At 63.0% G+C, this 26,462-nt stretch carries 32 protein-coding genes and 2 tRNA genes; 16 read left to right on the top strand and 18 right to left on the bottom strand.

What is annotated here, in order from left to right; genetic code table 11:
• Window positions 1-5: 5 nt before the first annotated feature.
• Entirely contained in the window at window positions 6-1,823 is a 1,818-nt protein-coding gene (locus ACVWY5_RS16065; RefSeq protein ID WP_028332154.1) for a carbamoyltransferase family protein, read from the bottom strand.
• Between the two features lie 367 nt (window positions 1,824-2,190).
• On the opposite strand from ACVWY5_RS16065, the gene ACVWY5_RS16060 reads away from it, so the two are divergent.
• On the top strand, window positions 2,191-2,478 hold the full coding sequence (locus ACVWY5_RS16060) for a hypothetical protein (RefSeq protein WP_080666942.1): 288 nt from the start codon (window positions 2,191-2,193) through the stop codon (window positions 2,476-2,478).
• Between the two features lie 320 nt (window positions 2,479-2,798).
• On the opposite strand, the gene ACVWY5_RS16055 is transcribed toward ACVWY5_RS16060, so the two are convergent.
• Window positions 2,799-3,575, bottom strand: a complete 777-nt coding sequence (locus ACVWY5_RS16055) for a cyclase family protein (protein WP_028332155.1) — start codon at window positions 3,573-3,575, stop codon at window positions 2,799-2,801.
• Between the two features lie 425 nt (window positions 3,576-4,000).
• On the opposite strand from ACVWY5_RS16055, the gene ACVWY5_RS16050 reads away from it, so the two are divergent.
• Complete coding sequence (locus ACVWY5_RS16050; protein ID WP_028332156.1) at window positions 4,001-4,183, top strand: hypothetical protein; 183 nt, start codon at window positions 4,001-4,003, stop codon at window positions 4,181-4,183.
• Window positions 4,184-4,376: 193 nt separating this feature from the next.
• Here ACVWY5_RS16050 and ACVWY5_RS16045 read toward each other — a convergent pair.
• From ACVWY5_RS16045 to ACVWY5_RS16030, 4 genes are all read right to left on the bottom strand, one after another.
• A tRNA-Pro gene (locus ACVWY5_RS16045) sits at window positions 4,377-4,453 on the bottom strand.
• Window positions 4,454-4,572: 119 nt separating this feature from the next.
• A complete protein-coding gene (locus tag ACVWY5_RS16040; RefSeq protein WP_028332157.1) occupies window positions 4,573-5,052 on the bottom strand; it encodes a DUF192 domain-containing protein in 480 nt (159 codons plus the stop codon).
• Window positions 5,053-5,173: 121 nt separating this feature from the next.
• Window positions 5,174-5,836, bottom strand: coding sequence for a cold-shock protein (locus ACVWY5_RS16035; protein ID WP_028332158.1), 663 nt, complete (start codon window positions 5,834-5,836; stop codon window positions 5,174-5,176).
• Between the two features lie 209 nt (window positions 5,837-6,045).
• The gene (locus ACVWY5_RS16030; RefSeq protein WP_028332159.1) at window positions 6,046-6,807 is read right to left on the bottom strand and encodes a Sir2 family NAD-dependent protein deacetylase; all 762 of its coding nucleotides are present in this window, start codon (window positions 6,805-6,807) and stop codon (window positions 6,046-6,048) included.
• Window positions 6,808-7,057: 250 nt separating this feature from the next.
• Between ACVWY5_RS16030 and ACVWY5_RS16025 the strand changes: the two genes are divergently transcribed.
• Entirely contained in the window at window positions 7,058-7,219 is a 162-nt protein-coding gene (locus ACVWY5_RS16025; RefSeq protein ID WP_321177262.1) for a hypothetical protein, read from the top strand.
• Window positions 7,220-7,667: 448 nt separating this feature from the next.
• Here ACVWY5_RS16025 and ACVWY5_RS16020 read toward each other — a convergent pair whose 3' ends face one another.
• Window positions 7,668-7,853, bottom strand: a complete 186-nt coding sequence (locus ACVWY5_RS16020) for a hypothetical protein (RefSeq protein WP_038377167.1) — start codon at window positions 7,851-7,853, stop codon at window positions 7,668-7,670.
• A gap of 254 nt (window positions 7,854-8,107) precedes the next feature.
• The gene (locus tag ACVWY5_RS16015) at window positions 8,108-8,455 is read right to left on the bottom strand and encodes a GrlR family regulatory protein (RefSeq protein ID WP_028332161.1); all 348 of its coding nucleotides are present in this window, start codon (window positions 8,453-8,455) and stop codon (window positions 8,108-8,110) included.
• A 170-nt stretch (window positions 8,456-8,625) separates the two neighbouring features.
• On the opposite strand from ACVWY5_RS16015, the gene ACVWY5_RS16010 reads away from it, so the two are divergent.
• The 5 genes from ACVWY5_RS16010 (at window position 8,626) to ACVWY5_RS15990 (ending at window position 11,763) form a co-directional block, all read left to right on the top strand.
• Complete coding sequence (locus ACVWY5_RS16010; RefSeq protein ID WP_018271496.1) at window positions 8,626-8,799, top strand: hypothetical protein; 174 nt, start codon at window positions 8,626-8,628, stop codon at window positions 8,797-8,799.
• Window positions 8,800-8,867: 68 nt separating this feature from the next.
• On the top strand, window positions 8,868-9,095 hold the full coding sequence (locus tag ACVWY5_RS16005) for a hypothetical protein (RefSeq protein ID WP_038377169.1): 228 nt from the start codon (window positions 8,868-8,870) through the stop codon (window positions 9,093-9,095).
• Window positions 9,096-9,384: 289 nt separating this feature from the next.
• Window positions 9,385-9,516 (top strand): hypothetical protein, encoded by a 132-nt coding sequence (locus tag ACVWY5_RS16000; protein ID WP_321177261.1) that lies wholly within the window; start codon window positions 9,385-9,387, stop codon window positions 9,514-9,516.
• An 804-nt stretch (window positions 9,517-10,320) separates the two neighbouring features.
• The gene (locus ACVWY5_RS15995; protein WP_028332163.1) at window positions 10,321-10,773 is read left to right on the top strand and encodes a VOC family protein; all 453 of its coding nucleotides are present in this window, start codon (window positions 10,321-10,323) and stop codon (window positions 10,771-10,773) included.
• A gap of 348 nt (window positions 10,774-11,121) precedes the next feature.
• A complete protein-coding gene (locus ACVWY5_RS15990) occupies window positions 11,122-11,763 on the top strand; it encodes a glutathione S-transferase family protein (RefSeq protein WP_028332164.1) in 642 nt (213 codons plus the stop codon).
• An 18-nt stretch (window positions 11,764-11,781) separates the two neighbouring features.
• Here ACVWY5_RS15990 and ACVWY5_RS15985 read toward each other — a convergent pair whose 3' ends face one another.
• From ACVWY5_RS15985 to ACVWY5_RS15975, 3 genes are read right to left on the bottom strand one after another with little or no spacing between them, the layout of a single operon-like run.
• Window positions 11,782-12,030, bottom strand: a complete 249-nt coding sequence (locus tag ACVWY5_RS15985; RefSeq protein ID WP_028332165.1) for a hypothetical protein — start codon at window positions 12,028-12,030, stop codon at window positions 11,782-11,784.
• 31 nt (window positions 12,031-12,061) lie between these two features.
• Window positions 12,062-12,319 (bottom strand): PilZ domain-containing protein, encoded by a 258-nt coding sequence (locus ACVWY5_RS15980; protein ID WP_028332166.1) that lies wholly within the window; start codon window positions 12,317-12,319, stop codon window positions 12,062-12,064.
• Window positions 12,319-12,813 carry a hypothetical protein gene (locus ACVWY5_RS15975; protein WP_028332167.1) on the bottom strand — a complete coding sequence of 165 codons (495 nt, stop codon included), beginning with the start codon at window positions 12,811-12,813 and terminating at the stop codon, window positions 12,319-12,321. The genes ACVWY5_RS15980 and ACVWY5_RS15975 overlap by 1 nt, the downstream gene beginning before the upstream one ends.
• A gap of 201 nt (window positions 12,814-13,014) precedes the next feature.
• Here ACVWY5_RS15975 and ACVWY5_RS15970 point away from each other — a divergent pair, with 201 nt between their 5' ends.
• Window positions 13,015-13,656 carry a methyltransferase domain-containing protein gene (locus ACVWY5_RS15970; RefSeq protein WP_050384302.1) on the top strand — a complete coding sequence of 214 codons (642 nt, stop codon included), beginning with the start codon at window positions 13,015-13,017 and terminating at the stop codon, window positions 13,654-13,656.
• A 323-nt stretch (window positions 13,657-13,979) separates the two neighbouring features.
• On the opposite strand, the gene ACVWY5_RS15965 is transcribed toward ACVWY5_RS15970, so the two are convergent.
• The 3 genes from ACVWY5_RS15965 to ACVWY5_RS15955 form a co-directional block, all read right to left on the bottom strand.
• Window positions 13,980-14,054 (bottom strand) — tRNA-Glu (locus ACVWY5_RS15965).
• 158 nt (window positions 14,055-14,212) lie between these two features.
• The gene (locus tag ACVWY5_RS15960) at window positions 14,213-14,362 is read right to left on the bottom strand and encodes a hypothetical protein (protein WP_016844593.1); all 150 of its coding nucleotides are present in this window, start codon (window positions 14,360-14,362) and stop codon (window positions 14,213-14,215) included.
• Between the two features lie 84 nt (window positions 14,363-14,446).
• Window positions 14,447-14,791: a hypothetical protein gene (locus tag ACVWY5_RS15955; protein WP_028332168.1), complete on the bottom strand. Its 345-nt coding sequence runs from the start codon at window positions 14,789-14,791 to the stop codon at window positions 14,447-14,449.
• A 152-nt stretch (window positions 14,792-14,943) separates the two neighbouring features.
• Here ACVWY5_RS15955 and ACVWY5_RS15950 point away from each other — a divergent pair, with 152 nt between their 5' ends.
• Window positions 14,944-16,176: a Zn-dependent hydrolase gene (locus tag ACVWY5_RS15950; RefSeq protein WP_028332169.1), complete on the top strand. Its 1,233-nt coding sequence runs from the start codon at window positions 14,944-14,946 to the stop codon at window positions 16,174-16,176.
• Window positions 16,177-16,183: 7 nt separating this feature from the next.
• On the opposite strand, the gene ACVWY5_RS15945 is transcribed toward ACVWY5_RS15950, so the two are convergent.
• The gene (locus tag ACVWY5_RS15945; protein ID WP_028332170.1) at window positions 16,184-17,089 is read right to left on the bottom strand and encodes a sulfite exporter TauE/SafE family protein; all 906 of its coding nucleotides are present in this window, start codon (window positions 17,087-17,089) and stop codon (window positions 16,184-16,186) included.
• A gap of 353 nt (window positions 17,090-17,442) precedes the next feature.
• Here ACVWY5_RS15945 and ACVWY5_RS15940 point away from each other — a divergent pair, with 353 nt between their 5' ends.
• From ACVWY5_RS15940 to ACVWY5_RS15925, 4 genes are all read left to right on the top strand, one after another.
• Window positions 17,443-18,480 carry a PrsW family glutamic-type intramembrane protease gene (locus ACVWY5_RS15940; protein WP_028332171.1) on the top strand — a complete coding sequence of 346 codons (1,038 nt, stop codon included), beginning with the start codon at window positions 17,443-17,445 and terminating at the stop codon, window positions 18,478-18,480.
• Between the two features lie 79 nt (window positions 18,481-18,559).
• Window positions 18,560-20,419, top strand: a complete 1,860-nt coding sequence (locus ACVWY5_RS15935; RefSeq protein ID WP_051376001.1) for an acyltransferase family protein — start codon at window positions 18,560-18,562, stop codon at window positions 20,417-20,419.
• Window positions 20,420-20,507: 88 nt separating this feature from the next.
• Window positions 20,508-21,080, top strand: a complete 573-nt coding sequence (locus ACVWY5_RS15930) for an HdeD family acid-resistance protein (protein ID WP_028332172.1) — start codon at window positions 20,508-20,510, stop codon at window positions 21,078-21,080.
• A gap of 235 nt (window positions 21,081-21,315) precedes the next feature.
• Window positions 21,316-22,401 (top strand): 3-deoxy-7-phosphoheptulonate synthase, encoded by a 1,086-nt coding sequence (locus ACVWY5_RS15925; protein WP_028332173.1) that lies wholly within the window; start codon window positions 21,316-21,318, stop codon window positions 22,399-22,401.
• A 66-nt stretch (window positions 22,402-22,467) separates the two neighbouring features.
• On the opposite strand, the gene ACVWY5_RS15920 is transcribed toward ACVWY5_RS15925, so the two are convergent.
• The 3 genes from ACVWY5_RS15920 to epmA all read right to left on the bottom strand — a co-directional run bounded on the left by ACVWY5_RS15920 (window position 22,468) and on the right by epmA (window position 25,117).
• The gene (locus tag ACVWY5_RS15920; RefSeq protein WP_244978602.1) at window positions 22,468-22,713 is read right to left on the bottom strand and encodes a hypothetical protein; all 246 of its coding nucleotides are present in this window, start codon (window positions 22,711-22,713) and stop codon (window positions 22,468-22,470) included.
• Window positions 22,714-22,976: 263 nt separating this feature from the next.
• Window positions 22,977-24,068 carry a lysine-2,3-aminomutase-like protein gene (locus ACVWY5_RS15915; RefSeq protein WP_028332176.1) on the bottom strand — a complete coding sequence of 364 codons (1,092 nt, stop codon included), beginning with the start codon at window positions 24,066-24,068 and terminating at the stop codon, window positions 22,977-22,979.
• Window positions 24,065-25,117 (bottom strand): EF-P lysine aminoacylase EpmA, encoded by a 1,053-nt coding sequence (gene epmA, locus ACVWY5_RS15910; RefSeq protein WP_028332177.1) that lies wholly within the window; start codon window positions 25,115-25,117, stop codon window positions 24,065-24,067. The genes ACVWY5_RS15915 and epmA overlap by 4 nt, the downstream gene beginning before the upstream one ends.
• Before the next feature lie 346 nt (window positions 25,118-25,463).
• On the opposite strand from epmA, the gene ACVWY5_RS15905 reads away from it, so the two are divergent.
• Both ACVWY5_RS15905 and efp read left to right on the top strand, forming a co-directional pair.
• Window positions 25,464-25,628, top strand: coding sequence for a hypothetical protein (locus ACVWY5_RS15905; RefSeq protein WP_157345005.1), 165 nt, complete (start codon window positions 25,464-25,466; stop codon window positions 25,626-25,628).
• A gap of 164 nt (window positions 25,629-25,792) precedes the next feature.
• The gene (efp, locus tag ACVWY5_RS15900; protein ID WP_016844580.1) at window positions 25,793-26,359 is read left to right on the top strand and encodes an elongation factor P; all 567 of its coding nucleotides are present in this window, start codon (window positions 25,793-25,795) and stop codon (window positions 26,357-26,359) included.
• Window positions 26,360-26,462: the final 103 nt, after the last annotated feature.

The following is a 26,462-nucleotide window of genomic DNA, read 5'->3' as shown; positions in this document are numbered from 1 at the left end:
ATGCTCTAGCCGCCGCGGCTGGTGTCCTGCGTGGTCGAGGAGACGATGGTGGCGACGTCGCCGAACGTCGTCATCACGGGCGTGACCACCTTGTGCATTGCGGTCTTCGACACCAGCGTGTCATGCATCACGAGGTTGTCGATCCCCGTAGTGAGGAAGCAGCTGACCGCGTCCTGCGGCGTCTCGATGATCGGCTCGCCCTTGACGTTGAACGAGGTGTTGATCAGGACCGGCACGCCGGTCAGCGCCTCGAACTCCTTCAGCAGGCGATAGAGCATCGGGTTGGTCTGTTCCCGCACGCTCTGCACCCGCGCCGAACCGTCGACATGCACGATCGCCGGGATCCTGTCGCGCCATTCCGGCCGCACCGGCTTTGCGATCAGCATGTAGGGCGAGTCCTCCTCGCCTTCGAAGATCTCCTTCATGCGCTCGGCCAGCACGATCGGCGCGAACGGCCGGAAGGCCTGGCGGTGCTTGACCCGGCTGTTGAGGATGTCCTTCATCTCGGCCTTGCGCGGATCGGCGATCAGGCTGCGGTTGCCGAGCGCGCGCGGACCGAACTCGGAACGGTCCTGAAACCAGCCGATCACGCGCTGGTCGGCGAGCAGCTTTGCGGTGTCGCGGCAGATATTGTCGCTGCGCTTCGCGTCGATCTGGATGCGCACCAGGAAGCTTTGCAGCGCGGCGGCCACCTCGGCCTCGCTGTAGCGCCGCCCGACATAGGCGTGGTCCATCACGAACGAGCGGCGCTGCTTGAGCACCTCGAGCCAGCCGTAATAGGCGCAACCGATGGCGATCCCGTCGTCGCCGGCGGCGGGCTGGATCCAGATGTTTTCGAAACCCGACTCGCGCGCGATGCGCCCGTTGGCCACGCAGTTCAGCGCGACGCCGCCGGCGATGCAGAGATTTTTCGCACCCGTGGTCTCGCGCAGCCAGCGCGCCCGCGCCAGCAGCACGTTCTCGGTGTCGTCCTGCACCCGCCAGGCGATGTCCTCCCAGTGCCGCATCGTCGGGCTTTTGTCCCAGCTGCCGCTGTCGAGCACGAAGGGCTGCCGGTTCTCGGCGCCCCAGAACGGCACGTGCAGCTTGCCGTCCTTCATCTCGAGCAGATGGCCGACCTGCTCATGGCGGCCATAGGGCGCCAGCCCCATCAGCTCGCCGCACTTGTTCCAGTCGCCGAATACATAGGTCGAGACCCGGCTGTACAGCGCCCCCAGCCCCGGCATGTTGTAGAACTCGTCCGACAAGAGCCCGCGCGCCGGCTCCATGAAGACCTTCTTCAGGCATTCGAGTCTGGTGTCGTCGAACCTGTAGTAACTCTCGGACTCGCGGGCCAGCGGCGATGCCTCATCCTGCGGATAGGACTCCATCGCGTCGGCCTGATAGTTGCCGACGCCATCGACGATCATCACGACGCCGTCCTTGAATGGCGACACCGCGAACGCGCTATAGGCATGCGCGAGGTGGTGCGAGATCGACACCACCTTGTCGGATTTGGAACGAAACAGCGGGTGCTTGATTGCCTCGTTGCGTTCGGCGATCGGCAGGAAGCCCGGCATATCCTGGTGGAGCATCCGCTCCTCCATCTCGGGCACCGGCAGGATGTAGCTGTTGCGCACCACGAGATCGACGTCGTCGAGGGTGATGCCCTCGGCCGACAGGCAGTAGTCGACGACTTCCTTGTAGAAGCCGGAGGCGTGCTTCTCGCGGGTGATGCGCTCCTTGGAGATCGCGTAGGCGATCGCGCCGTCACGCAGCAGGCAGGCGCTGACGTCATGGTCGTAGACGTTGAGACCAAGGACGTAAGTGTGTTGTTTCGGCATGGGCACTCTTTGGGAAGGATACTGCAACGCTGAGAGAACAGGATCGTGTCGACTTCAAGTTCTCGCCGGCATTTTCCGAGGTTCTCAAACCTCTGCTTCTGCGATGCACAAATCAAATCGGCGCAACGCAAGATGAACAGAATGAACGGCGGATGAACGACAAGATGAGTGCAGCAACGACAGCATCCTTTGCAGGCGGGACTGTAACTTGACCTTACCTGTTGGTCTCAATAGAGTCGTTAAAGCTCGCAAGAACCTTAGTGAAAATATCGTCTTAGCATGCTCGAACCGAATGCCGGTCTCGCGCGTCTAAGCGAGACAGCCAGCATCAGTTCAGATGTTTGGAAGTGGACTGGAGATCTTCAGAATGACTAAACGCTACAATATCCTGACTCGTTGCCTGGCAGCAGTCGCTTTGTTGTTCGTCTATGTCGCAAGCACCTCCGCCATCCTGGTCGGCGTCACGACAGCGCCTGCGCAAGCCTGGCGCGGACGTGGCGGTGGCTGGGGCTATCGTGGCGGCGGCTGGGGCTATCGTGGCGGCTGGGGCCGCGGTCGCGGATGGGGCTATGGCCGCGGCTATGGCTACTACGGTGGTTATGCCGGTCCCCGTTGCTGGTGGACCCCGCGTGGCGTTCGCGTTTGCCGGTGGTAACAACCACCCGGCCGACACAAGCGATATTGAAGATAATGATCAGGTGCGTCGATCGCGGCGCACCTGATTTTCTTTTGCGGCCAGCCTCAGCTGCGGCACGCAAGAAAGAGCCCCGGGAGACGCCGGGGCTCTAGTCACGGGAGAGAACGCTTCCGAAATCGGGACGCGAGGACGAGCCGGCGGCCCGATCACCCAATGCATCTACTGCGTGCATAAGAACAGATTTGGCTGCCTCAAGCTGTAACCGTACCGCAACAACAGCCAGTAATGCACAGCCTGTCCACCGGTTCCCGAAACCGGCCGGACACACCCCACCGCGCCTACCCGTCGAGGATCGCGACCGCCCTCGTCCACCCCGCCGACGCGCGCTCGATCTTCATCGGGAAGCACGACACCATGAACCCGGTGGACGGCAAGAGCTCCAGATTGTGCAGCTTCTCGATGTGACAGTAACCGATGTGCCGCCCGGCCTTGTGGCCTTCCCAGATCAGGCTGGCGTCCCTGGTCTCGGCGTATCTCTTCGCGGTGAAGACGAACGGCGCGTCCCAGCTCCAGCCGTCGATGCCGGTCAGCCGCACGCCGCGCTCGAGCAGATACATCGTCGCCTCGTAGCCCATGCCGCAGCCCGAATTGACGTAGTCGGGCTGGCCATATTTCGCGCCCGCGCTGGTGTTGACGACGACGATCTCGAGCGGCGACAGCGTGTGGCCGATGCGCTTCAGCTCGGCTTCGACATCCTTGGCGGTCGAGACATAACCGTCAGGCAGATGGCGGAAGTCCAGCTTCACGCCCGGCTGGAAGCACCATTCCAGCGGCACCTCGTCAATGGTCCAGGACCGCTCGCCGCGGTTCATGGTCGGATGGAAATGCCAGGGCGCATCGAGATGCGTGCCATTGTGGGTGGAGAGCGAGACCTGCTCGACGGCCCAGCCCTGTCCGTCGGGCAAGTCCTCCGCCTTCAGTCCATCGAAGAACTGCAGCATGCGCGGCAGCCCCTGCTGGTGATCGATATACTGGATGGTCGGATGGTTGCCGGGCGGATCGGCTGGAACGTCGTTTTGCAAGGGAACGGAGATATCGATCAGTCTGCGCGCCATGGTGCTTTCTCGCGGATTGGTCTTGTCGGGCCGAACTACCCTGCCAGCGCGCGCGCGTTATCGGCAAGCCACATCCGCTCGAGATCGCAGCTCACGATGTCGTGCTCTGGACTGCGGCAAGGCGGCGCAACGTTGAACCTATCCCCCGCCCGCACGACCCATTGGCACTGGGGATTTCAGGGCCCAGTATTTCGACGGCGCCGTCTGGACGAGCATATTCCGTCCAGGCGGCGTTGTTGCATTAGGCGAGACAATCTCGGCCGAAGCCTGGTTGCCCGTGCCAGAGCTGTTCACGCACAGAGAGCCGCAGAAACAATACGTGTGCTCATGTCGCGCGGATTGCTGATGGTGTTGCCACGCCGATACAGAGATACCCCCACAACGATGCTAACCAACCAGCATCTGAACCAAGACGGGGTTGCGTCGTGTCGGGATTTGATCACTGGAACGGTGCAAATAGAGCCTACTCGTCCGCCGATGCGCCACATCTGCGCGATGAGCAGCAGCAGTTCGACCGCTATCACAAATTCGACGATCCCATCTCGCGACCGCCGGAGAGCGGTTCAAGAACCGTGATCCTGGATCGCTACAACCCGCCGGCTCGTTGATCTGGTCAGCGCCCGGGCGGCTGAAGTTGCGGGCAGTGGAGCGCGGGGGCTTGGGTCCGGCGCTTACTATTTCAGGGAGCCAACTGACCGCGATGTGTGGTCCAGGTCAGACACGAATGCCGAGCACGCGCCGATAAACATCGCGTCCGCCTCATCTGCCGGCGGAGCGTCTCTGTTAAGTCTTTGATTTGGATGGTCGGGGCAGCTGGATTCGAACCAACGACCTGCAGTACCCAAAACTGCCGCGCTACCAGGCTGCGCTATACCCCGACATTTCCGAGAAGCCCCGTGGATACACGCTTCAGCCAGCGCCAGCAAGGCACGGATGGGAGCTCCGTGCGGCGAATCCAGCACCGCTTTTCGTCTGGAAATCGCGTCAAAACCGGACGCTAACGGCCGCCGAACAGCGGATGGGCAACCCGGTCGCCAGGCTGGATGCCGTATTTCTGCGCGGTCCCGGCAATCACCTCGAGCACGCCCTTGGCGAGCCCGCGCGACGGAATGATCCTGGTTGAGAGCGGCTCGGTGTTTTCGGCGATCCGCAGGATGCGCCCGTCGGCGCGGATGAAGATCATGTCGAGCGAGATGTAGGTGTTCTTCATCCACATCGACACTTCCTGCTCCGGCGAGAAGTCGAACAGCATGCCTTTGCCGTCCGCGAGCTCCTTCCGGTACATCAGGCCGGTTTCCTTCTCCTGCTCGGTGGTCGCCATTTCGACCGAGAAGACGTGCACGCCGGACTTGGTGACGATCTCGAGCGGCTGGACGCTGGCGGCCTGCGCGGCCGAAGCCAGCAGTGCACCGAACATGATCACGAGGCAGGCCATCAACCACGAACGATGGCGCCCAACAATGCGAACGAAATTCATCGACGAATACTCACACCGGGAAGATTTTCCGGCGGACCCTAACCCGACGATTGCAGCAAATGCCAGAGCCGAGACGGCTCGCCGGCGGCTCACGTTTCCGTCAAGGCGTATCAGACCCGGATCAGTGCGACGACAGCGCCGACGGACCGGTCTCCGGGTGGATCTCGGCGGCCATCATGCCCTTGGAGCCGGGCCCAAACCGCACCAGCACATATTGGCCGGGGCGTAGTTCGGTCATGCCGAAGCGACGCAGCGTCTCCATATGCACGAAGATGTCGGGCGTGCCCTCGCCGCAAGTCACGAAGCCGAAGCCGCGCAGCCGGTTGAACCACTTGACCTGCGCGCGCTCGAGCCCGCTGGTCGCGGTCACCGTGACATGGGTGCGGGGCGGCAGCATCTGCGCCGGATGGATTGCCGTCGATTCGTCCATCGAGACGATGCGGAAAGCCTGGTAGCCCTTCGCGCGCTGCACGCATTCGACGACCAGCCGCGCGCCTTCATAAGCGGTCTGATAGCCGTCGCGCCGCAGCACGGTCACGTGCAGCAGGATGTCGGGCCAGCCATTGTCGGGGACGATGAAGCCGTATCCCTTCGAGGCGTCGAACCATTTGATGACGCCGGAAACTTCGACGAGGTTGGCCGCTGTGTCACCGAGGCCTGAGAAAGCATCCATCGCCGGATCGCGTGGCGCGCTTCCATACTCGCCTTGACCAATCCTGCTTTGCCCAACTCCGCCCATCGGCGGTCCGCCGAGCTTCTTGGACTCAAATCCGTCCGACCCCATGACCCCGGACCCCACACATCAAATGCAGATCGCCGTCGTTGCGGCGCACCCTGTACACGCTGCTCTCCATGACCAACTCACTCGGACTGATTTGGACGCGGCGCGAATCTCTCAACCAAAAGATAACACTCCCGCTTGCCGGGCATAGCTAAAAAACGATTCTTGCGGGAACTATGAACAGGCTTGCACAGCCGCGAATCAATTGGGCATCAATTTCCTACGAAAGGACCAAGCGTGTCGCCGATGTCGTGGCGGATCACCAGATCGGCGAGGTCGTCCTGATCGGTCGGCTCGTTGTTGATGATCACGAGCCGCGCGTCGCTCTCCTTCGCCATCATAGGAAAGCCCGCGGCGGGCCACACCACAAGCGATGAGCCGATCGCCAGAAACAGATCGCAGTGCCGGGAGAGTTCCGCCGCGCGGCGCATCGCATCCTCAGGCATCGATTGCCCGAACGAGATCGTCGCGGTCTTCACCGGATCGCCGCAGTCCGCGCAATCGGGGGCGCTGCCCGTCTTGTCGAACTGCTGCTTCACCCACGACAGCTCGTAGTCCTTGCCGCAGCCGATGCAGCGGCCATAGGTCGTGTTGCCGTGCAGCTCGATGACGTCGTCGGCCTTGAAGCCCGACGCCTGGTGCAGGTTGTCGATGTTTTGCGTGATGATGCCGGGAACCTTGCCGGCCCGGTAAAGCGACGCAAGTGCGCGATGCCCGCGACCGGGTTTGGCCGCCGCAAACGTCTGTTCCATCGCAAAGCGGCGCCGCCATGACTCGTCGCGCGCGTCCTGGCTGGCGACGAACTCGTCGAACGGAATCGGCCGGTTGCGGGTCCACAGCCCGCCGGGCGAGCGGAAATCGGGAATGCCGCACTCGGTGGAGATGCCCGCGCCGGTGAAGGGCACGATGGACGACGCCTCTGCAATCATGTTGCCGAGCTGCTCGACGCCGCTGCGCAAGTCTTTCGCGATCACTGAAAACAATCCGGTTGGCCGCAGCGACTATAGCACGGCCAGACCGATTGCGAGCTCAACCGTTGCGCGAGCGATCGGCTGCGATCGGTGCCTTGATCGATCGCCTTGCGACCAGCTGCGTCGACGCCTCCGCCTGGTCGCTCTTCCACCGCCTCAGCATCATCACATTCCTGCACTGGCAGCTCCGCATTGACGCCCAATTCGCCGACGCCAATGCGCCCGGGACAGGACCACGGCCAGGAGGATGGGCATGACCGATCAGGAAGACCGCGTCGCGCGCGAGCGCGAGGAGATCGTCGCACGCGTTGCCAGCTTCAGGGCGACGCAGCAGAAGTTCGAGCGCGATCGCCAGGAATATTACGACAACACGCTCGGCAATGCCTGGAGTGGATTTCAACGCAGGACCGCTTAACGCAAGACCGGTTGATGCCCTCTGCCAGGCGACCGCGCTCACGGTCCGGGCACCTGCGATTGCGCCATGAGGCGCAAGTGAGAAAGCCCCGAGCGGTGTGCTCCGGGCTGATGGCTATTGCCAGTGCCGCTGTGCGATGGTTGCCGCAAACGCAGTTCCGGTTCCCTCGAGCGTTTTCCGTTCCGATCGGATCGCTCGAAAACGCGCCAGCCATGCGATAGCGCAAAGCTACCATCGGTTAGCGCTGGAACAAAAATACAACCTCAGAGATTAGCTTGGCGGTGAACGAGGTTGGCATCGATGCCGGCATGGATGGAACTGCTGCTTAACGTGATGGGCTTTGCCGGCTTCATCGGCATCGCGATGTATCACAAGCGTCCGAACGGGAAGTTGCCGGACTGAGCGCCGGCGGCGCGTCCCGACTTGCCGCTCCCCCGGCTTGCCGTCTTCAATTTGCCTTCCGGGCCTCTCCCGCGGTCCGGACCAGCCGGTCCGACTTCACAAGCACCTTGCCGCTCTCCGGCTGCGGCCGAAGCCAGAAGCTAATCGCGACAAAAGCCGAGCAGAACAGCAGCCCCACCACCATCACGCGCCGGTGGGTCGGTCGATCAGCACTTTGGAACGATGGCATCATGGCTGTCACCCGCAGCCATCCCAATCGCAATCGCAGGTGGTGACAACACGATGCTGCCCTTAACCTAACCAGGTAGGGTTAGCGGTGGCCGGATAGTGCCTCGTCCGGGATCTCCCGATTGGCGGCCGTATCGGATTCACAGCGATATCCCCTGCTTGTCCGCAGCAAATCCACAACGCCAGCGGGACCAATTATCCAACAAAATACGGCTCTTGCTGCACGCTCATCCACAGCCTTGCGCCGCGTGCACGCATTCAGGCATCGGCGAGCCATTTCAGGGTCGCCCGGAAACTCAGGCTGCGGGTTCCAACCAGGACGGTTCCGAACGCCTCAGCCTCGTCGCCGCTGAATGTGCCGGAGAACCCGCTCGTCACTTCCTGTCCGGCGAACAATGGCCGGGCGAACGGATCGGCGAATGGCGAATGCTGATTGGTGCTGAGATGTCCCTTCCAGGTCCCCTCGCCGGCCGTGTAGGCCCCGATTGACCAGAAATATGGCCCACCGCCTATCAAGAGGCCGTCGCGCAGGATCAGGATGCCGCTGTCGCGGCCCTTCACGCCGTCGGTCATCTGGATGTGGATCGAATAGAGCCCGTTCTTCATCGATCGCGCCGCCCGGTCCTGACGGCCCGCAGTATGGCTCCAACCCGGCCGGCATGCGAGCGGGCCGATACCGTCCGCCCCTTCCGAATCGAGGCAAAAAGCGGGCCCTGGGTGCTCACAAATCGTTAAGAAAGCCCTGACAAGGTTCGATCCTCCGGAGGGAGGGAGCCATGCTCGTATACCCCGTACCTGTCGAAGTGACGCAAGCCAGAGTGCAACTCGTCGTCGACCAGACGGCGAAGGAGCAGCCGCGCATCATCAATGAGGATGTGCTGGACGTCTTCGCCGCGAAGAACCAGGCCGACCGTGAAGCGGTCGAGACCATCCTCGACATCAAGGTGTAAGAACGGCGCCGGCCGACAGGAACCTCTCGACTGCGCACGGGTCATCCTGGTGACGCCAGGAGGCACCCATGTGCAAGCTGATCGCGGCCACCGTCCTCACCCTGATATGCGGCGCGGCCTTTGCCCAGGATACGGGTCCCGCGCCGCAGAGCGGCATGGAACGGCCTGAAAGCACCAACGGAGCCACTCAGAGCGGCGCGATGGACACCACGGGGATGGACGCGAAGCGGGCCAACAAGTCCGAGACGAAGGACACCGCAAAGGGCGCGGCGAAAAGGGACGACGCAAAAAAGTAGGTTCCCACGGCCGGACGTCCGGGGAGCTGCAACCATAAAAAAGTGACCTTCAAAAAAAAGTGGCGGCCTTCAAAAAAGGAAGGAACGAGTTTCTCGTTCCGCCGTTGGTTTGGCGAGCGGTACAACGAGGGAGAAATCCACCGGAAATATCAGCTCAACAAGCCCCGTCAGCTTACTTCGGTAACTGGCGGGGTTTTGTTTTTTGGAGGCGCCCACGTACGCCCTGTTCCGCGGCAACACGCAGCTCGGAAGATCGTTCGCGACGGAGAAGGAAGTTTGGGAGGCGGCGTTGATCGACGGCTTTGTCGAGGATGTTCCGGTCGCAGACGAACTGGGTGGCCAGATCCTGCCTGCCGGTTATCGCGTCGAGCGGGTCGACGAATACGAGCCGCAGCCCGATTGGAAACCCGGACGTTCCTGACGCCGGTCAGCCAATTCGAGGAACCAGTCGGCCGAAACGACATGCACATAACAAGTGGTGCCGACAGCTCACCGCCTTGTCAGCTTTGGAAGCCCCCCGCGAATCCCCCTCGCGGGTCTTTCTCTTGAACCTTTCGCGCGGCGCGAAGACATAAAGGGCGCTGGGGGATTTCAGGGCCCAGCATCCGGCGCAGCGCTGTGGGACGAACATACTCCGTCTACGCGGCGCTGTTGCATTTTACAAATTCAACCTTAAGTTTGGTCTCCAACAGTTGACGGCTCACGCCCTGAGAGATCCCCAGTCCGTCAGCTGGGAAAGCCCCGCATCCAGCCTGCGGGGCTTTCTATTTTCCGGACCCGGGAACCTTCCGCGCGCAGCGACATTGTATGCCCGGTTGCCGGCACGATCTCCCCAAGGCCGGTCGGCATCAGACCTCGCGAGCCCACTCGCGGGGTTTTGCGCTTAGAGGCCGTCCAACCTCGCGCGTCCTTGATTGGCCGTGATCGGCAATCAGTGCGATAGAGGCCGCGCCTCCAAGGCTCGACCACAAGCCCCGTCCCAGAAATTTTGCTGGGCGGGGCTTTCTTGCATCCGCTTGCTGCGCAAGCGTGTCGCGGCACGTCCCGTCTGCGCGATCGCGCGGCGCAACGGGAGCCGGCGCTCGCGAAGGCGTGAGCATGCAAAGGCGAAATGCGATCGGCAAAACTCGCGCAAACCCCTGCCCCGCGTCGCGTTTTGCTGCTATTCCTTGGCCCGTCTCGCCCGAGCCCAAACAAAATCTCTGATCTGCAGGAGGATAAAAAAATGCGCTATCTGCACACCATGCTGCGCGTCCGCAATCTCGATGTCGCGATGAAATTCTATCAGGACGCGCTGGGGCTGAAGGAAGTGCGCCGCATCGACAATGAGAAGGGCCGCTTCACGCTGGTGTTTCTCTGCGCGGAGGAAGACCTCCATCTGCTCAAGTCCCTGCCGCAGACCCGCGGCGCGCCGCTGGTCGAGCTGACCTACAATTGGGATGAGGAGAAATACGGCGAGGACCGCCATTTCGGCCATCTCGCCTACGAGGTCGACGACATCTACGCGACCTGCGAGAAGCTGAGGAAGATGGGCGTCACCATCAATCGTCCGCCGCGCGACGGCAACATGGCGTTCGTGCGTTCGCCCGACCTGCACTCGATCGAGATCCTGCAAAAGGGCGAGCCGAAAGCCCCGGCCGAGCCGTGGGCATCGATGCCGAACACCGGCCATTGGTAAACACCGCGCCTGCATCTACGTTCCTGTCGGCGTTTCGCCCTTGCTGAAGCGCCGGGCGATCGCGAGGAACGCGACGCGATCGTTGACGTTGCTCCCTCACAAGCATGCGAGGAGGCAACGATGGGAAGAGGAATTTTGCTTTGGCTGTTGGGTGTGCCGATCCCGGTGATCATTGTTTTGTGGTTGTTGTTCGGTCACTGACGGCGTCTTGAAGCATGGCTGTCAGCAAGGCTCTGCCGCTATGCGGCGGAGCCTCTTTTTTTGCTCTCGGTGCAATTCACCCCGCGCTTTTCCCCGACGCTTCAGCTATGAACGCGCGCAAAGCACAACAGCGGGAAGAAACGCGTGATGGACAGCAAGCCGCAACTGACGATCTGGGGTCGGGCCAACTCGGTCAACGTGCAGAAGGTGCTCTGGTGTCTCACCGAGCTCGACCTCCCCTATCAGCGCATCGATGCCGGCATGCAGTTTGGCAAGAACGATCAGCCCGACTATCTCGCGATGAATCCGAATGGCCGTGTTCCGACGCTGGTCGACGGCGACTTTGTGCTGTGGGAATCCAATTCGGTGATGCGCTATCTCTGCATGGCCTATGGTCATGGCGCGCCGCTCTATCCGCAAGCGCCGAAGGCGCGCGCCGCCGTCGACCGCTGGCTCGACTGGACGCTGTCGACGATGCAGCCGGTCGACCGGCCGGTGTTCTGGGGGCTGGTGCGCACGCCGCCGGAGAAGCGCGACATGGTGCAGATCCAGAAGGATGCCGATGCCGAGGGCGTGGTGTGGCGCGTCGTCGAGGCCCAGCTCGCAAGGCGCCGCTTCATCGAGGGCGATCAGTTCACGATCGCCGACATCGCGCTCGGCGCCTTTGCGCGGCGCTGGCTCGGCGTCGAGGGCGTTACCAAGCCGAAGCTGCCCCATCTCGAACGCTGGTTCGGTGAGATCGCGGGGCGGCCGGCCTTCGTGCGGTTCATCGCGCCGCCGATGTCGTGAGCGCGGGCGGCAGGCCGCTCAACGTCTGCCGCTGGACATCCCGCCACCGACGCTGACGGCGCCACCGAGCTTCACGCAGGTGTCGGAGCCTTCCACCTTGACGAAGCCGGGTCCGTACGACGCGCATGGATTGCTCCGCGTCGCGGATTTCGACGGCAAGGTTTTGCCGGTGTCAGCGGGCGTCTGGAAATTGCGGCGGTCGCCCTGCTGCGCCAACGCGGCGGCGGGAAGCAGGACGGCGATGATGGCAATGCAGGTCTTGCGCATCCGGCCTTTTATCCCACGCCACCGGATCAGGCTAGCGCACGAACTTGACGCCGAACGTCCTGCCCTCGCGCCACACCACTTCGCAGGCGCGCCCGGTGCGGGCGTCGCGCGAGAACGCCAGCCGCAGCTTTGCCGGCAGCGTGTTGTTGTCCTGGACCGTGATCTTGGCGCCCGACGAGGACATGTCCTCGACCACGCAGGGCCGCGCTGCGAACCCGCCATCGAGCGTGATCCAGCCGGATTGCCGCAGCGATTTGCGCGCTTCGCGCTTCTTGGTCCCTGGAGCCATCACATCATCCCGGGCCCAGCCGTATCGCCGTTGGCTTTACAAAGGGTTGCCAAAGAAGCGCGGATTGCAGCGATCTCGGGATTGTTCACATCTACATCTGCCAGCGCGGCACGGCAAAGCGCCCCCTGACTGTGATCGTGCCCGCTCCAGGCGGCACCCAATGCCAAGGAACCTCGGCAAGTCATCACCAGACGAGCCACCGAACGCCTACGTCCGGAGATTGTCGGCGGCCGTCTGCGCAAGTTTGTCGGCAATCTTACCGAGCGCGTTTGGGCCTGCAGTCTTGGCTGCGCGTCCATGGCTGAAGCGCCGTTGCAAATCCGGGTTTCGAAGTCGGTTAGGACTCCGCGAGTGATATCCTGGCTGACTTGGCTGATCTGCAGCATGGTTTGTACCAAGCGCAGCGCGGCTGCCTGGCCGCGGCCAAGTGCTGCGGTGTCGTCGTTGCCGTAAATGCTCGCCAGCGTTCGCGCGATACTCACACCGTCGCTCATAAAGAATGCGTCCTTGGCACCGAACTCAATTGATGCAAGTCTCGAACCGCTAGACGCCGCACTTGATCGGATTGATCGTGGTGCATATGCTCCTCTCTTTAATTGAAGGGAGCGGGCGACTGCCGCACATCTCATTTCCATTTGCTGGGGCTCAGTTCGATATTTGCACTACGGTAGTGTGCCACCTTCAAGGGAAAAACAATGGACGGTCTCTCGCCAACCACCATTCGGCAACTTTACGAACACGCTCTCGACGCGCCTGGTCCAAAGACGTGGTGGATCACGCGCCTCGCGATGTACAAAGCGCTCCATCGCGCTCTATCAGAATATGACGGAAACGAAAAAACGTGCCTCTCGATATCCGGATCGAAAGGACTCGGCGTTGAGCTGGGACTGACCAAAACGAAATACACAGAGGTCAGCTATCCTGATGCCAACTTCATAGATTTGCCATTCGAGAGCGGCACTTTTGACTTCTGCATCTCGGACCAGGTTCTCGAACACGTCGAGGGAGACCCTCAAAGAGCATTCTCTGAATCAATCAGAGTTGTGAAGCCGGGCGGCTACGTCTGTCACACGACATGTTTCGTCAATGGCATTCACGCGGCGCCGAAGGACTTTTGGCGTTTCACTCCGGAATCGCTAAGGCTGATATCTGACAAGGCGAACGCCGAGTCGATCGTTTGCGGAGGATGGGGCAACCGCGAGGTAATCGGATTGATGGCATCCCCGCTTCGGATGAAACCCATCCCGGACGACCCGTCCAATCCAATTTACCAATTGGCGTTACGAAATGAGCCGAGCTGGCCGATCGTCGTGTGGATTATTTCCAGGCGAAATTGAGCTAGCAATTCTCGCAGTCGCGCAGCAGGCCGAAAAAGTCATCGGTCTGCCCTGCCGTCATGCTCGGAGCAGCGCCAATTGCGATCGTAAGCCCCAACCAAGAAGCAATTGCGGCAATTGCTGGTCTGACGGCAGAGCAAAGACAAGCGCCAGTTCACCCGGGACCGTTCCGGCCCCAAGCGCGGCGATCGCCCGCGCTTGGGGATCACTTCACGTAGTTTGCTGATAGAACTGTCGTCGCGAGATCGACCGGATGATGCGCCGAAAATGTTAATCTGGACGCTTAAACGCCTGATTTTGTGGAGTCTTCACTTTGGCCGTGATGGCGCTCCCTAGCGGAATCGAACCGCTCTCTCCACCGTGAAAGGGTGGCGTCCTAACCGATAGACGAAGGGAGCAAAACTCCCGGCAAATCAATACGTTAGACGTGAGATGCGCCGGACTGGCCACAGCTCTCAAGCCGCGACGGGCGAACGTATAGTGGCGATTGGCCGGACGGGCAAGCGTTCAGAACGCTTTTCCCGGCTTGCAGGTCACTGGGAAGGACACCTGGAGATCACCTGCAGGACAATCCGGCCTCGATCGAGGTCCAGAAGCCGCAATGCGTCGGCACATGCGCATGCGCACGCGAGCCCCCGACGTGAATCAGGATTGCTGCGGCAAGCGCGACGACGACGACGGGAACAATGAATCTTCGGATCGACATGAGCCTGCGCATCGACCGACATCGTGGCCTAACTAAGGCCTGCGAGCCGGCTGGGTGTCCAGCAACAGCGCTCAGCGCCAGCCGCTAGTGATTGCTGGCGACGTCCTGACGATTATTCGGCTGATCCGCCACGGGCGTCCGCTTGATGCAGGTGCTGCAGATCACGAGCTTGCGCGCCAGCCGGTCGTCGGCATCCGCTTCCGACAGTTGCGCAGGCGATGTGTCCGCCACCGCGGGCGACACATTCCGCGCATGGCGCCGCGGCTGCGGGAGATTGGGGTCCTGTCCGGCACCGTCCCAGGCCAGCGGACCTGTCCCCGGCGGGGGCGTGGTCATGCTGTATTGCTGCGAGACCTGCGCGCAGGCGCCGAGCGCGATCGGAAGAAACAGCACAGCGGCCTTGCGAGCCCAGTTCCGGAATGCAGACATGATCACACTCTCACGCTATTCGTACTGCGACCTAAGAGCAGAACCGCTAAGAAATCGTTTGCCCTGATTGTTCCGTCGCATCCAACCGCGACGGCATCAAGACGGGAATGAGGCGCCAGGGCGCAAATCAAGACGCAATCCGGAGTCCAATCATGCCAGGCATCAACGGTCGCTTCGACGGCAAGCGCGTGCTCGCCGATCTCAACGCGCTCCGAGCGATTGGCGCCTACAAGACCGGCGTGCACAAGCCGACATTCTCGGAGCCGCATCTGCGCTCGCTCGACTGGCTCGCGGCGCGTTTGCCGGACGCCAATCTCACCGCGACGATCGACGGCATCGGCAATGTGCTCGGCTCCAGCGCGAAGGCAGGTCCAAAGCTGCTCGCCGGCTCGCATCTGGAGAGCCAGAACCATGCGGGCTGGCTCGATGGGCCGCTCGGCGTGATCTACGCGCTGGAGGCGGCGCGCGTCATCAATACCGACCCGGACGCGAACGGCGCGGTCGAGGTCGCCGCGTGGTGCGACGAGGAAGGGCATTTCGGCAGTTTCCTCGGCAGCCGGTCGTTTGTCGCTGCAGTGACCGAAGCCGACATCGATGCAGCCCGCGACCGCTCCAGCGATCGCACCATGCGCGATGCATTGCGCGAGGCAGGCTTCGCCGGCCGCCCGCGCCTCAACGCCGAGGCCGGCCGCCATATCGGCTATCTCGAAGCGCATATCGAGCAAGGCGACACGCTGGAAAGCAGCGGGCTCAAGATCGGCGTCGTCACCTCGATCGTCGGCATCTGGCAGTATCGCATCACCTTCACCGGCGAGCAGAACCACGCCGGCACCACGCGGATGGCGGTGCGCAGGGACGCCGGCCTCGCGCTGGCGCGGTTCTGCGTCGCGATCGACGACAGCTTCCCTGCCCTGTCGGGACCGCGCACGGTTTGGACCACCGGCCGCATCACGCTGGACCCGGGCGCACCGAGCATCATTCCAGGCGGCGCCGAGATGCTATTCCAGATTCGTGACGACAATCCCGAGGTGATCGCACGTCTCGAGGAGCAGCTGCATCGGCTGGCGGCCGAGGCCACCGCTCAGGGCCGTTGCGGCGTGAAGGTTGAGCGCATCCGCACCGGGGTGCCCGCGATGATGACGCCCGCATTCCAGGATGCGATCGAAGCCGCGAGCGCAGCCTGCGCCGGCGGCAAATCGATCCGCATGCCGAGCGGCGCCGGCCATGACGCCCAGGTCCTGGCCACCATCATGCCGGCGGCGATGCTGTTCGTGCCGTCGATCGGGGGCATCAGCCATCACTGGAGCGAGAACACCGACGACGCAGATATCGTCACGGGTGCCGAGGTATTTGTCGAAACCTGCCGGCGCCTGCTCGCAGGTTAGAGCACCTTCAGGTCGGACCGCCCCGGTTGCCCGACTTCAGCGAAGCCAACGCGTGCGAGCTCTGCACGGTGCTTCTCCTCGCGGTGAAGAAGACGTACAGCAAGCAGATGTCGATCAGGATCGTGCCGGCCATGACGCTGTAGGCCCACGGGCTTTCCGTCAGCTTCACTTCGATCAATACGCGCGACAGGCCGAATCCCACGACCCACGCATCAAAGCTCATGCAGATCCGGCGAAACGTCTCGGCGTCCAGCCGCCGGATCAGCCAGGCACCGAGCGGTATGCCGAGGACAACGCAGGGAACGAGCACGAACAGGATGCTCCGGCTCTCGTCGACGAACAGACCGAGCTTGTAATACGCGATTGCAGTCAGGCTGGACTCCGTCACCCGAACCAGTGCGAGACCGGCCCGAAACTCATCTTTGACGAGGCCCTGATTGTTGAAGAGGATCGCCAGCGGCGGGCCCGAAATGGTCGTGACCGAGTACAAGATCCCGAGCATCGTTCCGAAAGGCAAACCGACCAGCCATTTCGACTGGATCGGCCTCCGCCAACCGGCCGCCTGCAGCAGAATGAGCGGCAGAATGATCGAGTAGGTGGCGAACTTGGTCCAGCCTGGCTGAAGCGACGTCAGCGCAAAGGCTCCGACCGCGATGCCGGGCAGCATGCCGATGAGAATAGGCAGCACGCGCCGCCACACGGCCGGAACACCGCTCAGGTTGATGCACAGGACATACAGATTGACGAAGACTTCGACGATGACCACCGCGGGATTGAGGACGCGGTTGGTGTAGAAGACGAGTGCGACCGGCACCGTGAGCGAGGAAAACCCGTAACCAAGTGCGCCATTTACGAACGCCGCAAACAGCGCGATCACGGCAAGAACGATCACAGCAGAATCAATCGAAAGCATCTCTGGCTTTTACCGGATCAGTCGCCTTGCCCACGGCATTATAGCCCAACGACAGGGACGCGGTGCCGAAAGCTGATCGGACCCACAGGTCGCGATCCCGGCATCGTCGGGCTACCAAAGCTCCTGCGCCTGGAACGCCATGGACCTGCCGCCCGTCAGGAACCTGTCCGGGAGCCGCCCTCGGCCCTTAGCTGATCAAGGTCCCGCAACGGCACCCTTCCAACCCGCTTTCGTAAGGCACCGTGGCATATTGGTCACGAGAACGGCATCAGACCGATTTGCAATCCGCTGAACTTGCTGCCATTTCTTCGGCACGCATCGCCTTGGTGCCATCAAAGGGGCCCGTCCGGCTCATGTTGTTGCTTGAGTCGCTTCCAACCGTCATCGGCGCCGCCGCCATTGCCCCCGCATTGCTGGTGTTGTGGCTGGTCATCGCCGCCGACGAGCGCCCCGGACCGCCGGTTCAGGTGTGGCTCGCCTTCGTGCTCGGCGCGGCCAGCATCTCGCTGCTCGGCCTGGCGCGAATTCCGTTCAATGCACTGCTCGCCATTCCCGACAATCCCTGGGCGACGCAGGCGGTGCGTGCAGCGTTCGGAGTCGCGGCACCGGAGGAGATCGTCAAGGTGCTCGTCATCGTCGCGATCTCGACGCGGCGCCGCGCCTTCGCCGATCCGATGGATACGGTGGTCTATGGCGCGGCCGCCGGACTTGGATTTGCCGCCTATGAGAACCTCGCCTATCTGGTCCAGCACAAGGACATGTGGCGTGCGCTCGCGGCGTTGCGCAGCGTGCTCACGGTGCCGTTCCACGGCGCGCTCGGCATCATCGCCGGCGCCTACCTTGCGATCGCGCGCTCCGGTGGCGCGCTCGGCGCCTACCGGGGCCACCGCGACTGGGCGCGCATGACGAATTGGGCACTGGTGCTGGTCGCGCCGGTCGCGCTGCACGCGGCGTTCGATTTTCCGCTGCTCGCGCTCCAGCGCATCCCCGATCTCGGCTCGACCACGCGGCTGCTGCTCGGCTCGGCCAGCGTGCTGATCGGCTTCTCCTCGATCGGCTTTGCAATCCGCCTGGTGCGACGCCTCGGCAAGCATCATGCGCCGCGCACTGACGTTGCGCGCGAGCGGCTCAGCCAGCTGCGGCGGATGTGGGCGCTGCTGCTGATCGGCGGCGGCGCCGGCTTTGCCGGCGTCTCCTTCCTGCTCACCTCGCTGCATCATTGGTACGTCAATCCCGAGCGCAATGCGTCGTTCATCCTGGTCCCGATCGGCTTCACCTCGATCCTGATCGGACTGGCGCTGCTGATCGCGACCACCGCGGTCTACTTCCTCGGCCGCAACCGGATGCGGACCGCCTCGGAGGGCTTTCCGTCCGCTCCCGGTCAAAGCTAGCGCCCCGGCCGGCACCGCTCCCCTTGCAAAACAACCTCGGCAGGTTCAGGGAGAGACACAGACCAGGCGCGAGAGGACGATGGGGCACAACTACAAGAATTATCGGTCGGATATCGACGGCCTGCGGGCCGTTGCCGTCTCGTTGGTCGTGCTTGGCCACGCGTTCCCGCAATATGTTCCCGGGGGTTTCGTCGGGGTCGACATCTTCTTCGTCATTTCCGGGTACCTGATCACCGGGATCATCTATGGCGACATTCAGAACGGGAGCTTCAGCCTTGCGACGTTCTATGCGCGTCGCATTCGCAGGATTTTTCCCGCCCTGATCGTCGTCTTGATCGCCGCCTTCATCGCCGGATGGCAACTTCTGATGCCGAGCGAGTTGGTGGCCCTTGGAAAGGAGATTGCGGCAGGCGCGGGTTTCTCGGCAAACCTGCTGTTCTATTCGGAGGGTGGCTATTTCGATGCGGCCGCGCAAACGAAACCACTGCTCCATCTCTGGTCGCTCGGCATCGAGGAACAGTTCTATCTTGTCTGGCCTTTGCTGCTGTGGGCGCTGATGCGATGGCGGATCGCCGCCGCCGCTCCCCTTGCCCTTATCTTCATCGCATCGCTTGTCGCAAATATCCTGGTCGTTCGAACCAACCCTGAAGCCGCATTCTACCAGCCGTTCACGCGGGCGTGGGAGCTCGCGGCCGGAGCATTGGTGGCCGTCTGCCTGCCCAACGGATTCTCCGCGGCGCGCGACCTTCTCGGATGGTCCGCGCTCGCAGTGATCGCGGCGGTAACCGCGTTCTATTCGCCCTCCATGACCTACCCCGGGATCGCAGCGGTGGCGCCGGTCGCCGCAGCCGCCGCCCTCATCATGTCAGGTCGCAATCGATTTCTCTCGACCCGTACCGCGGTCGCGATCGGGCTGATCAGCTATCCGCTCTACCTCTGGCATTGGCCGATCCTGGTTTTTGCGGCGAGCTTCAAAGGTCGTCCCCTGACCTTGGCCGAGAACGGGCTGGCCGTTGGGGCCAGCTTCATTCTGGCCTGGGCAACCTATCGCTACGTCGAGCGCCCAATCAGGTTCGGGCAGTGGCGGGTGGCGCCGGTCCTTGCGGCATCGATGGTGGCCGTTGCATCGGTGGGAGCATTGGCGATCGTCGACGGCTTTGCCTTTCGGCTTCCGGCGATCGTTCGCGAAGCCGGCGCCATGACCGTATCCAGGGATTTCCTGAGATACGGCGAATGCCACATCTCCGCTTCCGCCGATCCCGTGTTTGATCCGAGTTGCGTCGACGCCAGCAAGCGCCCGCTTGTTTTCGTCTGGGGCGATTCGACCGCCGGCATGCTTGCCGCCGGGCTGCGCCAAGTCCAGGGCGATCAATTCGGGTTAGCCCAGTTCACCGTCAATTCCTGCCCGCCGCTCTTCACCGCGCAGGCCGAGGTCATTCCGTTCTGTGTTCAAACCAACCGCCACATCGTTGCTGCGGTTGCCCACTCGCACCCCGATATCGTGCTCCTACACCTGGTGTGGAGCAGAGAACCCACCACCGACGATCTCCGCCCGACGATTGCCGCCCTCAGACAGGCCGGCGCCGCCCGTGTCATCCTGGTCGGCCCTGTCCCGGTCTGGACCGACACGGTGCCACATCTGACGGTGCAATATTTCTTGCGCCATCATGCGTTGATCCCGGAACGCCGCCACGACGTGCGATCGACCAAGCAGGCTGACGACCGCGTTGGGCAGATCGCCGCCGATCTCGGGATCGAATACCTGTCGCCCTATGACGAGCTGTGCAACGCGGACGGATGTCTGACGAGGGTCGGGACCAGCGCAATCGATCTGGTATCGGCCGACTTCCTGCACCTGTCGCCGCGCGCCTCGCGATATCTGGCGGCCAGGCTTGTGCCAAGGATTCTGGCTGTCGAAAACCGCCATGCGGAAAGATGAGCGCACAGCTATTGCTGCCGCAACTGACGGGCTGAACATTTATGACCGGTTAGGATAGACTGCACACGCGCAGATCCGGAGAGCCGCGATGACCCTGTCCAACGACCTCGACAAGCTGCGATCGGAAATGCAGGCCGCGGTGAAGGCGCACTGGAAGGCGTTCCTGTTCGAAGGCATCCTGCTGGTGATCCTCGGCATCGCCGCGATGATCGTTCCGACCTTCGCGAGCCTCGCCGTCACCATCTTCCTCGGCTGGATGTTCCTGATCTCAGGCATCGGCGGGCTGATCGTGACGTTCTGGGCGCGCAACATGCCGGGCTTCTGGTGGTCGCTGATTTCGGCCGCGCTCGCCGTGCTGGCCGGCATGGTGCTGCTCGCCCGTCCGATGCAGGGCGTGCTGACGATCACCATCGTGGTCGGCGCCTACTTCGTCGCCGAGGGCGTCGCCACCGTCATGTACGCGCTGGAGCACCGCCGCGAATTGTCGGGACGCTGGTCGTGGCTGCTGATCGCCGGCCTGATGGACATCGTGATCGCCTTCTTCATCATCGCGGGCTTGCCGGAATCCGCGGGGTGGGCGATCGGCCTCCTCGTCGGCCTCAATCTGATGTTCGGCGGCGCGACCCTGATCGGCATGGCGTTGGCGGCGCGCAACACTTGACGCCGAACCGCGGAGGGCTTGCATTTGGGGGGTGACAGCCCCAAATCCCTGCGCTATACAGCCGCCCATGATCACATCAGCCACCAGCTATTTTTGGTACTTTAGCTACGACAGCTCGCTGGCGGCAGGAGGATCGCGCTCAATCTGAAGAATTGCAGCAAACGTCCAAAACAAGCCGCCAGACCTGGCGGCTTTTTTGTGTGCCGGCAGGTCCCGAACTCCAAAGGAGCCAGCCGTGTTGAGTACGACAGACGATCTTCGCATCAAGGAATTGAAAGAGCTCAGTACGCCCGAAGAGGTGATGCGGGAGGTCCCGCGCACCCTGACGGCGACCCGGGTGGTCATGGGCGCCCGCAACGCCGTCCACGCGATCCTGAACGGCACCGATGACCGCCTGCTGGTCGTCGTCGGCCCCTGCTCCATCCACGATCCCGCGGCGGCCGTCGATTACGCCGAGCGCCTCGCCAGCCTGCGCGAACAGTTCGCCGACCGCCTCGAGATCGTGATGCGGGTCTATTTCGAGAAGCCCCGCACCACCGTCGGCTGGAAGGGGCTGATCAACGATCCCGATCTCGACGGCAGCTTCGACATCAACAAGGGCCTGCGGCTCGCCCGCAACGTGCTGTCGGCAGTGAACAATCTCGGCCTGCCGGCCAGCACCGAATTCCTCGACATGACGACGCCGCAATACATCGCCGATCTGGTCTCCTGGGCCGCGATCGGCGCGCGCACCACCGAGAGCCAGATCCATCGCGAGCTGGCTTCCGGCCTGTCCTGCCCGGTCGGCTTCAAGAACAGCACCGACGGCGGCGTGCGGATCGCGGCGGACGCGGTGAAGTCGGCCTCGCACCCGCATCATTTCATGGCGGTCACCAAGGGCGGCCGTTCGGCGATCGCCGCCACCAGCGGCAATGAAGACTGCCACGTCATCCTGCGTGGAGGCCGGGCGCCGAACTATGATGCCGCGAGCGTCGATGCTGCCGCCGCCGAGCTCGGCCGCGCCGGTGTCGCAGCGCGGCTGATGATCGACGCCAGCCACGCTAACAGCAGCAAGAAGCCGGAGAACCAGCCGGCGGTTGCCGCCGACATCGCGCGCCAGGTCGCAGGCGGCGAACAGCGCATCATCGGCGTGATGATCGAGAGCAACCTTGTTGCGGGACGCCAGGACGTCGTGCCGGGCAAGGCGCTGACCTACGGCCAGAGCATCACGGATGGCTGCATCGACCTCGGGACGACGGCAGACGTGTTGAAGCAGCTGGCCGATGCTGTCGACGCAAGGCGCAGGGTACAGCGTGACGGCCTGCAGGAGCGTTCGGCCTGACGCGGCCGAATGGATTGAGCGTTGCCGGCGGGGCGGATATCGCGCCTCGCCGGTCAGCTGCGTGGGTTAGCAACCGCGGCAGATGCTCTTGATCTTCCTGTCGAGCGCCGCGTCTTCCTTGTTGGCCTGACTGTTCGGATCGCTGATATTCTTCTCACTGCCAACGTCGCCGCGGCGCGGCTGACGATGTCCGATCGGCGCCTCCGGGACCGTCCCGCCCTTCTGCATGGAGGACGATCCGCCCTGTTGCTGCGCCCATGCCGGGGACGTGCCAAGCTGGGGCGCTCCGGCCGCAACCATCATCAGAGCCATCAACAAAACTGTCTTCCGCATCTCGCGTCTCCGCTTCTCAACCCTATCGCGCCCGTTCCGGCACCTCGACGGTAGCACAGTTGCGTCGCCCCTGCGCTGCGCAATCCTGTACCTTCCGTATATCGGCCATCGTGCCAAGGAGCCAGATTCCCGCGGCGACCAGCACCACAAAGAAGCCGAACATCACAGCATTTTCGATGCTGCGGTTGCCCCCGTCCTCGGGCGGCTCCTGCCGTCCGTCCCCGGCCCCGCTCATCGCCGCCTCAGGATTGCGGCGGGTAAAAATGAACGTCGCCGCAATAATCGACGATACGGTAGCGCCGTTCCATCGGATCTTCACGTTCGCGGGAAGCCGGCTGCGACAAATAGCTCGGGCCGATCGGCGCCTTGCCGTGGCCGCCGGGGATGTCGAGCACATAATCCGGCTGACAAAGTCCGGACACACGCCCGCGCAACGCCCGCATCAGTTCCTGCCCGGCTTCGATCGTGGTGCGCAAATGCGCTGTGCCGGGCGCAAGGTCGCCGTGATGCAGATAATAGGGCTTGATCCTGCACTCGACGAAGCCGCGCATCAGCGCCTCGAGCGTCGCAGCATCGTCATTGATGCCGCGCAGCAGGACGGACTGGCTCACCAAGGGAATGCCCGCGTCGGCAAGGCGCGCGCACGCCGCGCGGGCAGTGTTGCTCAGCTCACGCGGATGGTTGGCGTGGATCGCAATCCAGGTCGTCGCGCCTTCGACCCGAAGTGCCGCGATCATCTCGGGATTGATACGGCCCGGATCGGCGATCGGAACACGGGTGTGGAGGCGAACGATCTTCACATGATCGATATCGGCGAGATCGGCCATGATCTCGCTCAGCCTGCGCGGCGACAGCATCAGGGGATCGCCGCCGGTCAGGATAACTTCCCAGATCTCCGGATGGCTGCGGATGTAATCCAGCGCCGCGCGGTAGGCGTCACCGGACAAGGCCGAGGCCTTTCCCGGCCCAACCATTTCGCGCCGGAAACAGAACCGGCAATACACCGCGCAGACATGGACGAGCTTGAACAACACCCGATCGGGATAGCGATGCACGATTCCGGCGACCGGCGAATGCGCATCGTCGCCGATCGGATCGGCGTTCTCGCCCGGCTGCTCGACGAGTTCGTCGGCGCTCGGGATGAACTGCCGCGCGATCGGGTCGGCGGGATCGGCCGGATCAATCAGCGCGGCGAGCTCCGGCGTCACCGCGACCGCGTAGCGCGCAGCGACCCGCTCGAGCTCGGCCAGTGCTGCGACCGGCGCGAGCCCGGCATCGACCAGCTCGCGCGGCTGTCGCAGCGTCGCCGCCAGTTTTGGATCGATCCTGTTCATGTCTCTCCCGCAGGCGGTGTCCAGACCACCTGATCAATTCGTGGCGCGCCGCTGGCCAGCATTACCAGCCGGTCGAAGCCGAGCGCGACGCCGCTGGCCTCCGGCATCTGGCCGACCGCGGCAAGGAAATCGTCGTCGAGCGGATAGCGCTCGCCATAACGGCGGGCCTTCTCGTCCATCGCTGCGGTGAAACGATGGCGCTGCTCGGCCGCGTCGGTCAGCTCGCCGAAGCCGTTGGCGAGCTCGACGCCGCAGGCATAGACCTCGAAACGCTCGGCGACATCAGGATCGCCGGCCTTGGTGCGCGCCAGCGCGGCCTCTGGCGAGGGATATTCGAACAGCACCGTCAGACGGCCCTGTCCCAGATGAGGCTCGACATGCTCGACCAGCACCTTGCTGAAGATATCGGACCAGGTGTCGTCATCTGCAACCCGCACCCGCGCTGCTGCAGCCGCCGCAAGCGCCTCGCGGTCGCCTTCGCCGCCTGAGATCGTCGCCAGGAGATCGATGCCGGCGAAGCGCTCGAAACCTGCCGCGACCGTCAGCAGCTCCGGCTCGGCAAAGGGATCGGCCATCCTGCCACGGAATGAAAACCGCCCGATCCCGGTCGCCTGCGCCGCATGGGCGATCACGACGATCGTGTCGGCCATGATGGCGTCATAGCCGGCATTGGCGCGGTACCATTCCAGCATGGTGAATTCGGGCAGATGCAGGTCGCCGCGCTCGCGGTCGCGGAACACCCGCGCGAACTCGTAAATCTTCGGCTCGCCGGCCGCGAGCAGCTTCTTGCAGGCGAACTCCGGCGAGGTGCGCAGATAGCGCGGCGCATGTGAGCCATCGGCGTGCCTGAGCTCGGTGCGGGGGGCGTGCAGATGGGTCTCGTTGCCCGGCGAGATCTGCAGGATCGCGGTCTCGACCTCGGCAAATCCCTGCTCCTCGAACCAGGCGCGCACCGCTCGCGTGATCGCCGTCCGCGCCTGCAAGAACGGCCTGCGGTCGGCATAGCGCTGCGGCGTCCACCAGGGCGACGGCCGGTCATGAGCTGTCATCGCCAGAGCATCCTCATGGATTCAACATCAACGAGCCGCCATCCGCACTCAACAGTCCTGCGCAACCGATTGATTCCACACAAGTTCATAAGCCTACACAGCCTGAGCCTCCGCGCAACGCAGCGAGGCTGATCCCTTCTTGTCGAAAGACGTGCACCTTGTCCATGCGCGCGCGTGGCTGAACCTGAACGACGGCTCACCCGTCCCATCCGCAGATTCGCTGAAACGGATGAGCCCCATGGCCGGTTGGTTACGCGGAACAGCCCTGCGTGTGTGTCTCGGCCTTGTCTGATCAAGGGGCTCGAGGACAACTACGCCTCGATGCGCCAGCACTGGCCCGCTAACCGTGATCGGCCTGTCGTTCGACATCCAGGGGGAGGAAACGCCGTTCCCCTGGGTCGAGGATTGGCGTTGCCTCTACGATCTGAAAACCGGGACATTCTCGGTTCCCGCGAGCTTTGCCGAGCACAACCGGACCGCACTGAAAACGCCCGATCCGGCCCCAAAATAGGGCCGATTGGGACGACCGGGACGGTTGGCAACCTTGCGAATCCGGCCGCAAAAGACTGGCATCTCAGGGACAAATCAGTATGTTGCAGCCCGAAATCGCCGCCATGGCCGAGGGGCTGCCGATCCGGTTGGCGCCCTTAGGCTCTCAAATTCAGGAAAACACCTTTGAAAGTCATCGCCAGTTCCATCCGCAAGGGCAACGTCATCGAGCAGGACGGCAAGCTCTATGTGGTCCTGTCCGCCGAGAACATTCATCCCGGCAAGGGCACCCCGGTCAGCCAGATCGAAATGCGCCGCATCGGCGACGGCGTGAAGGTCTCGGAGCGCTACAAGACCACCGACCAGGTCGAGAAGGCCACCGTCGAGGACCACAACTACAACTACCTCTATGAAGATGGCGACGGCTTCCACTTCATGAACAACGACAACTACGACCAGGTCCAGGTCTCCAAGGAGATCGTCGGCTCGTCCGCGCCGTATCTGCAGGAGAACATGACCGTGAAGCTCTCGATGCACGAGGGCAACCCGGTCGCGATCCAGCTGCCGCAGCGCGTGACGCTGGAAGTGGTCGAGACCGAGCCCGTGACCAAGGGCCAGACCGCCTCCTCGTCCTACAAGCCGGCCATGCTGTCCAACGGCCTGCGCACCGGCGTGCCGCCGCACATCACCACGGGCACGCGCATCGTGGTCATGACCGAAGACGGTTCCTACGTCGAACGCGCCAAGGACTAGGCGCTGACGCGCGGTGGGATTTGAAATGAATCGTCACCGCGCCTCAACTTGTTGGTTAAGCGTCAACTTTACCGAAAACGGCTACACACTTTTCCGGAACTTG

Source organism: Bradyrhizobium sp. USDA 3256, from assembly GCF_054058275.1.
Note: the sequence above shows the minus strand (reverse complement) of the source record. Positions and strands in the feature narration are given on the sequence as shown.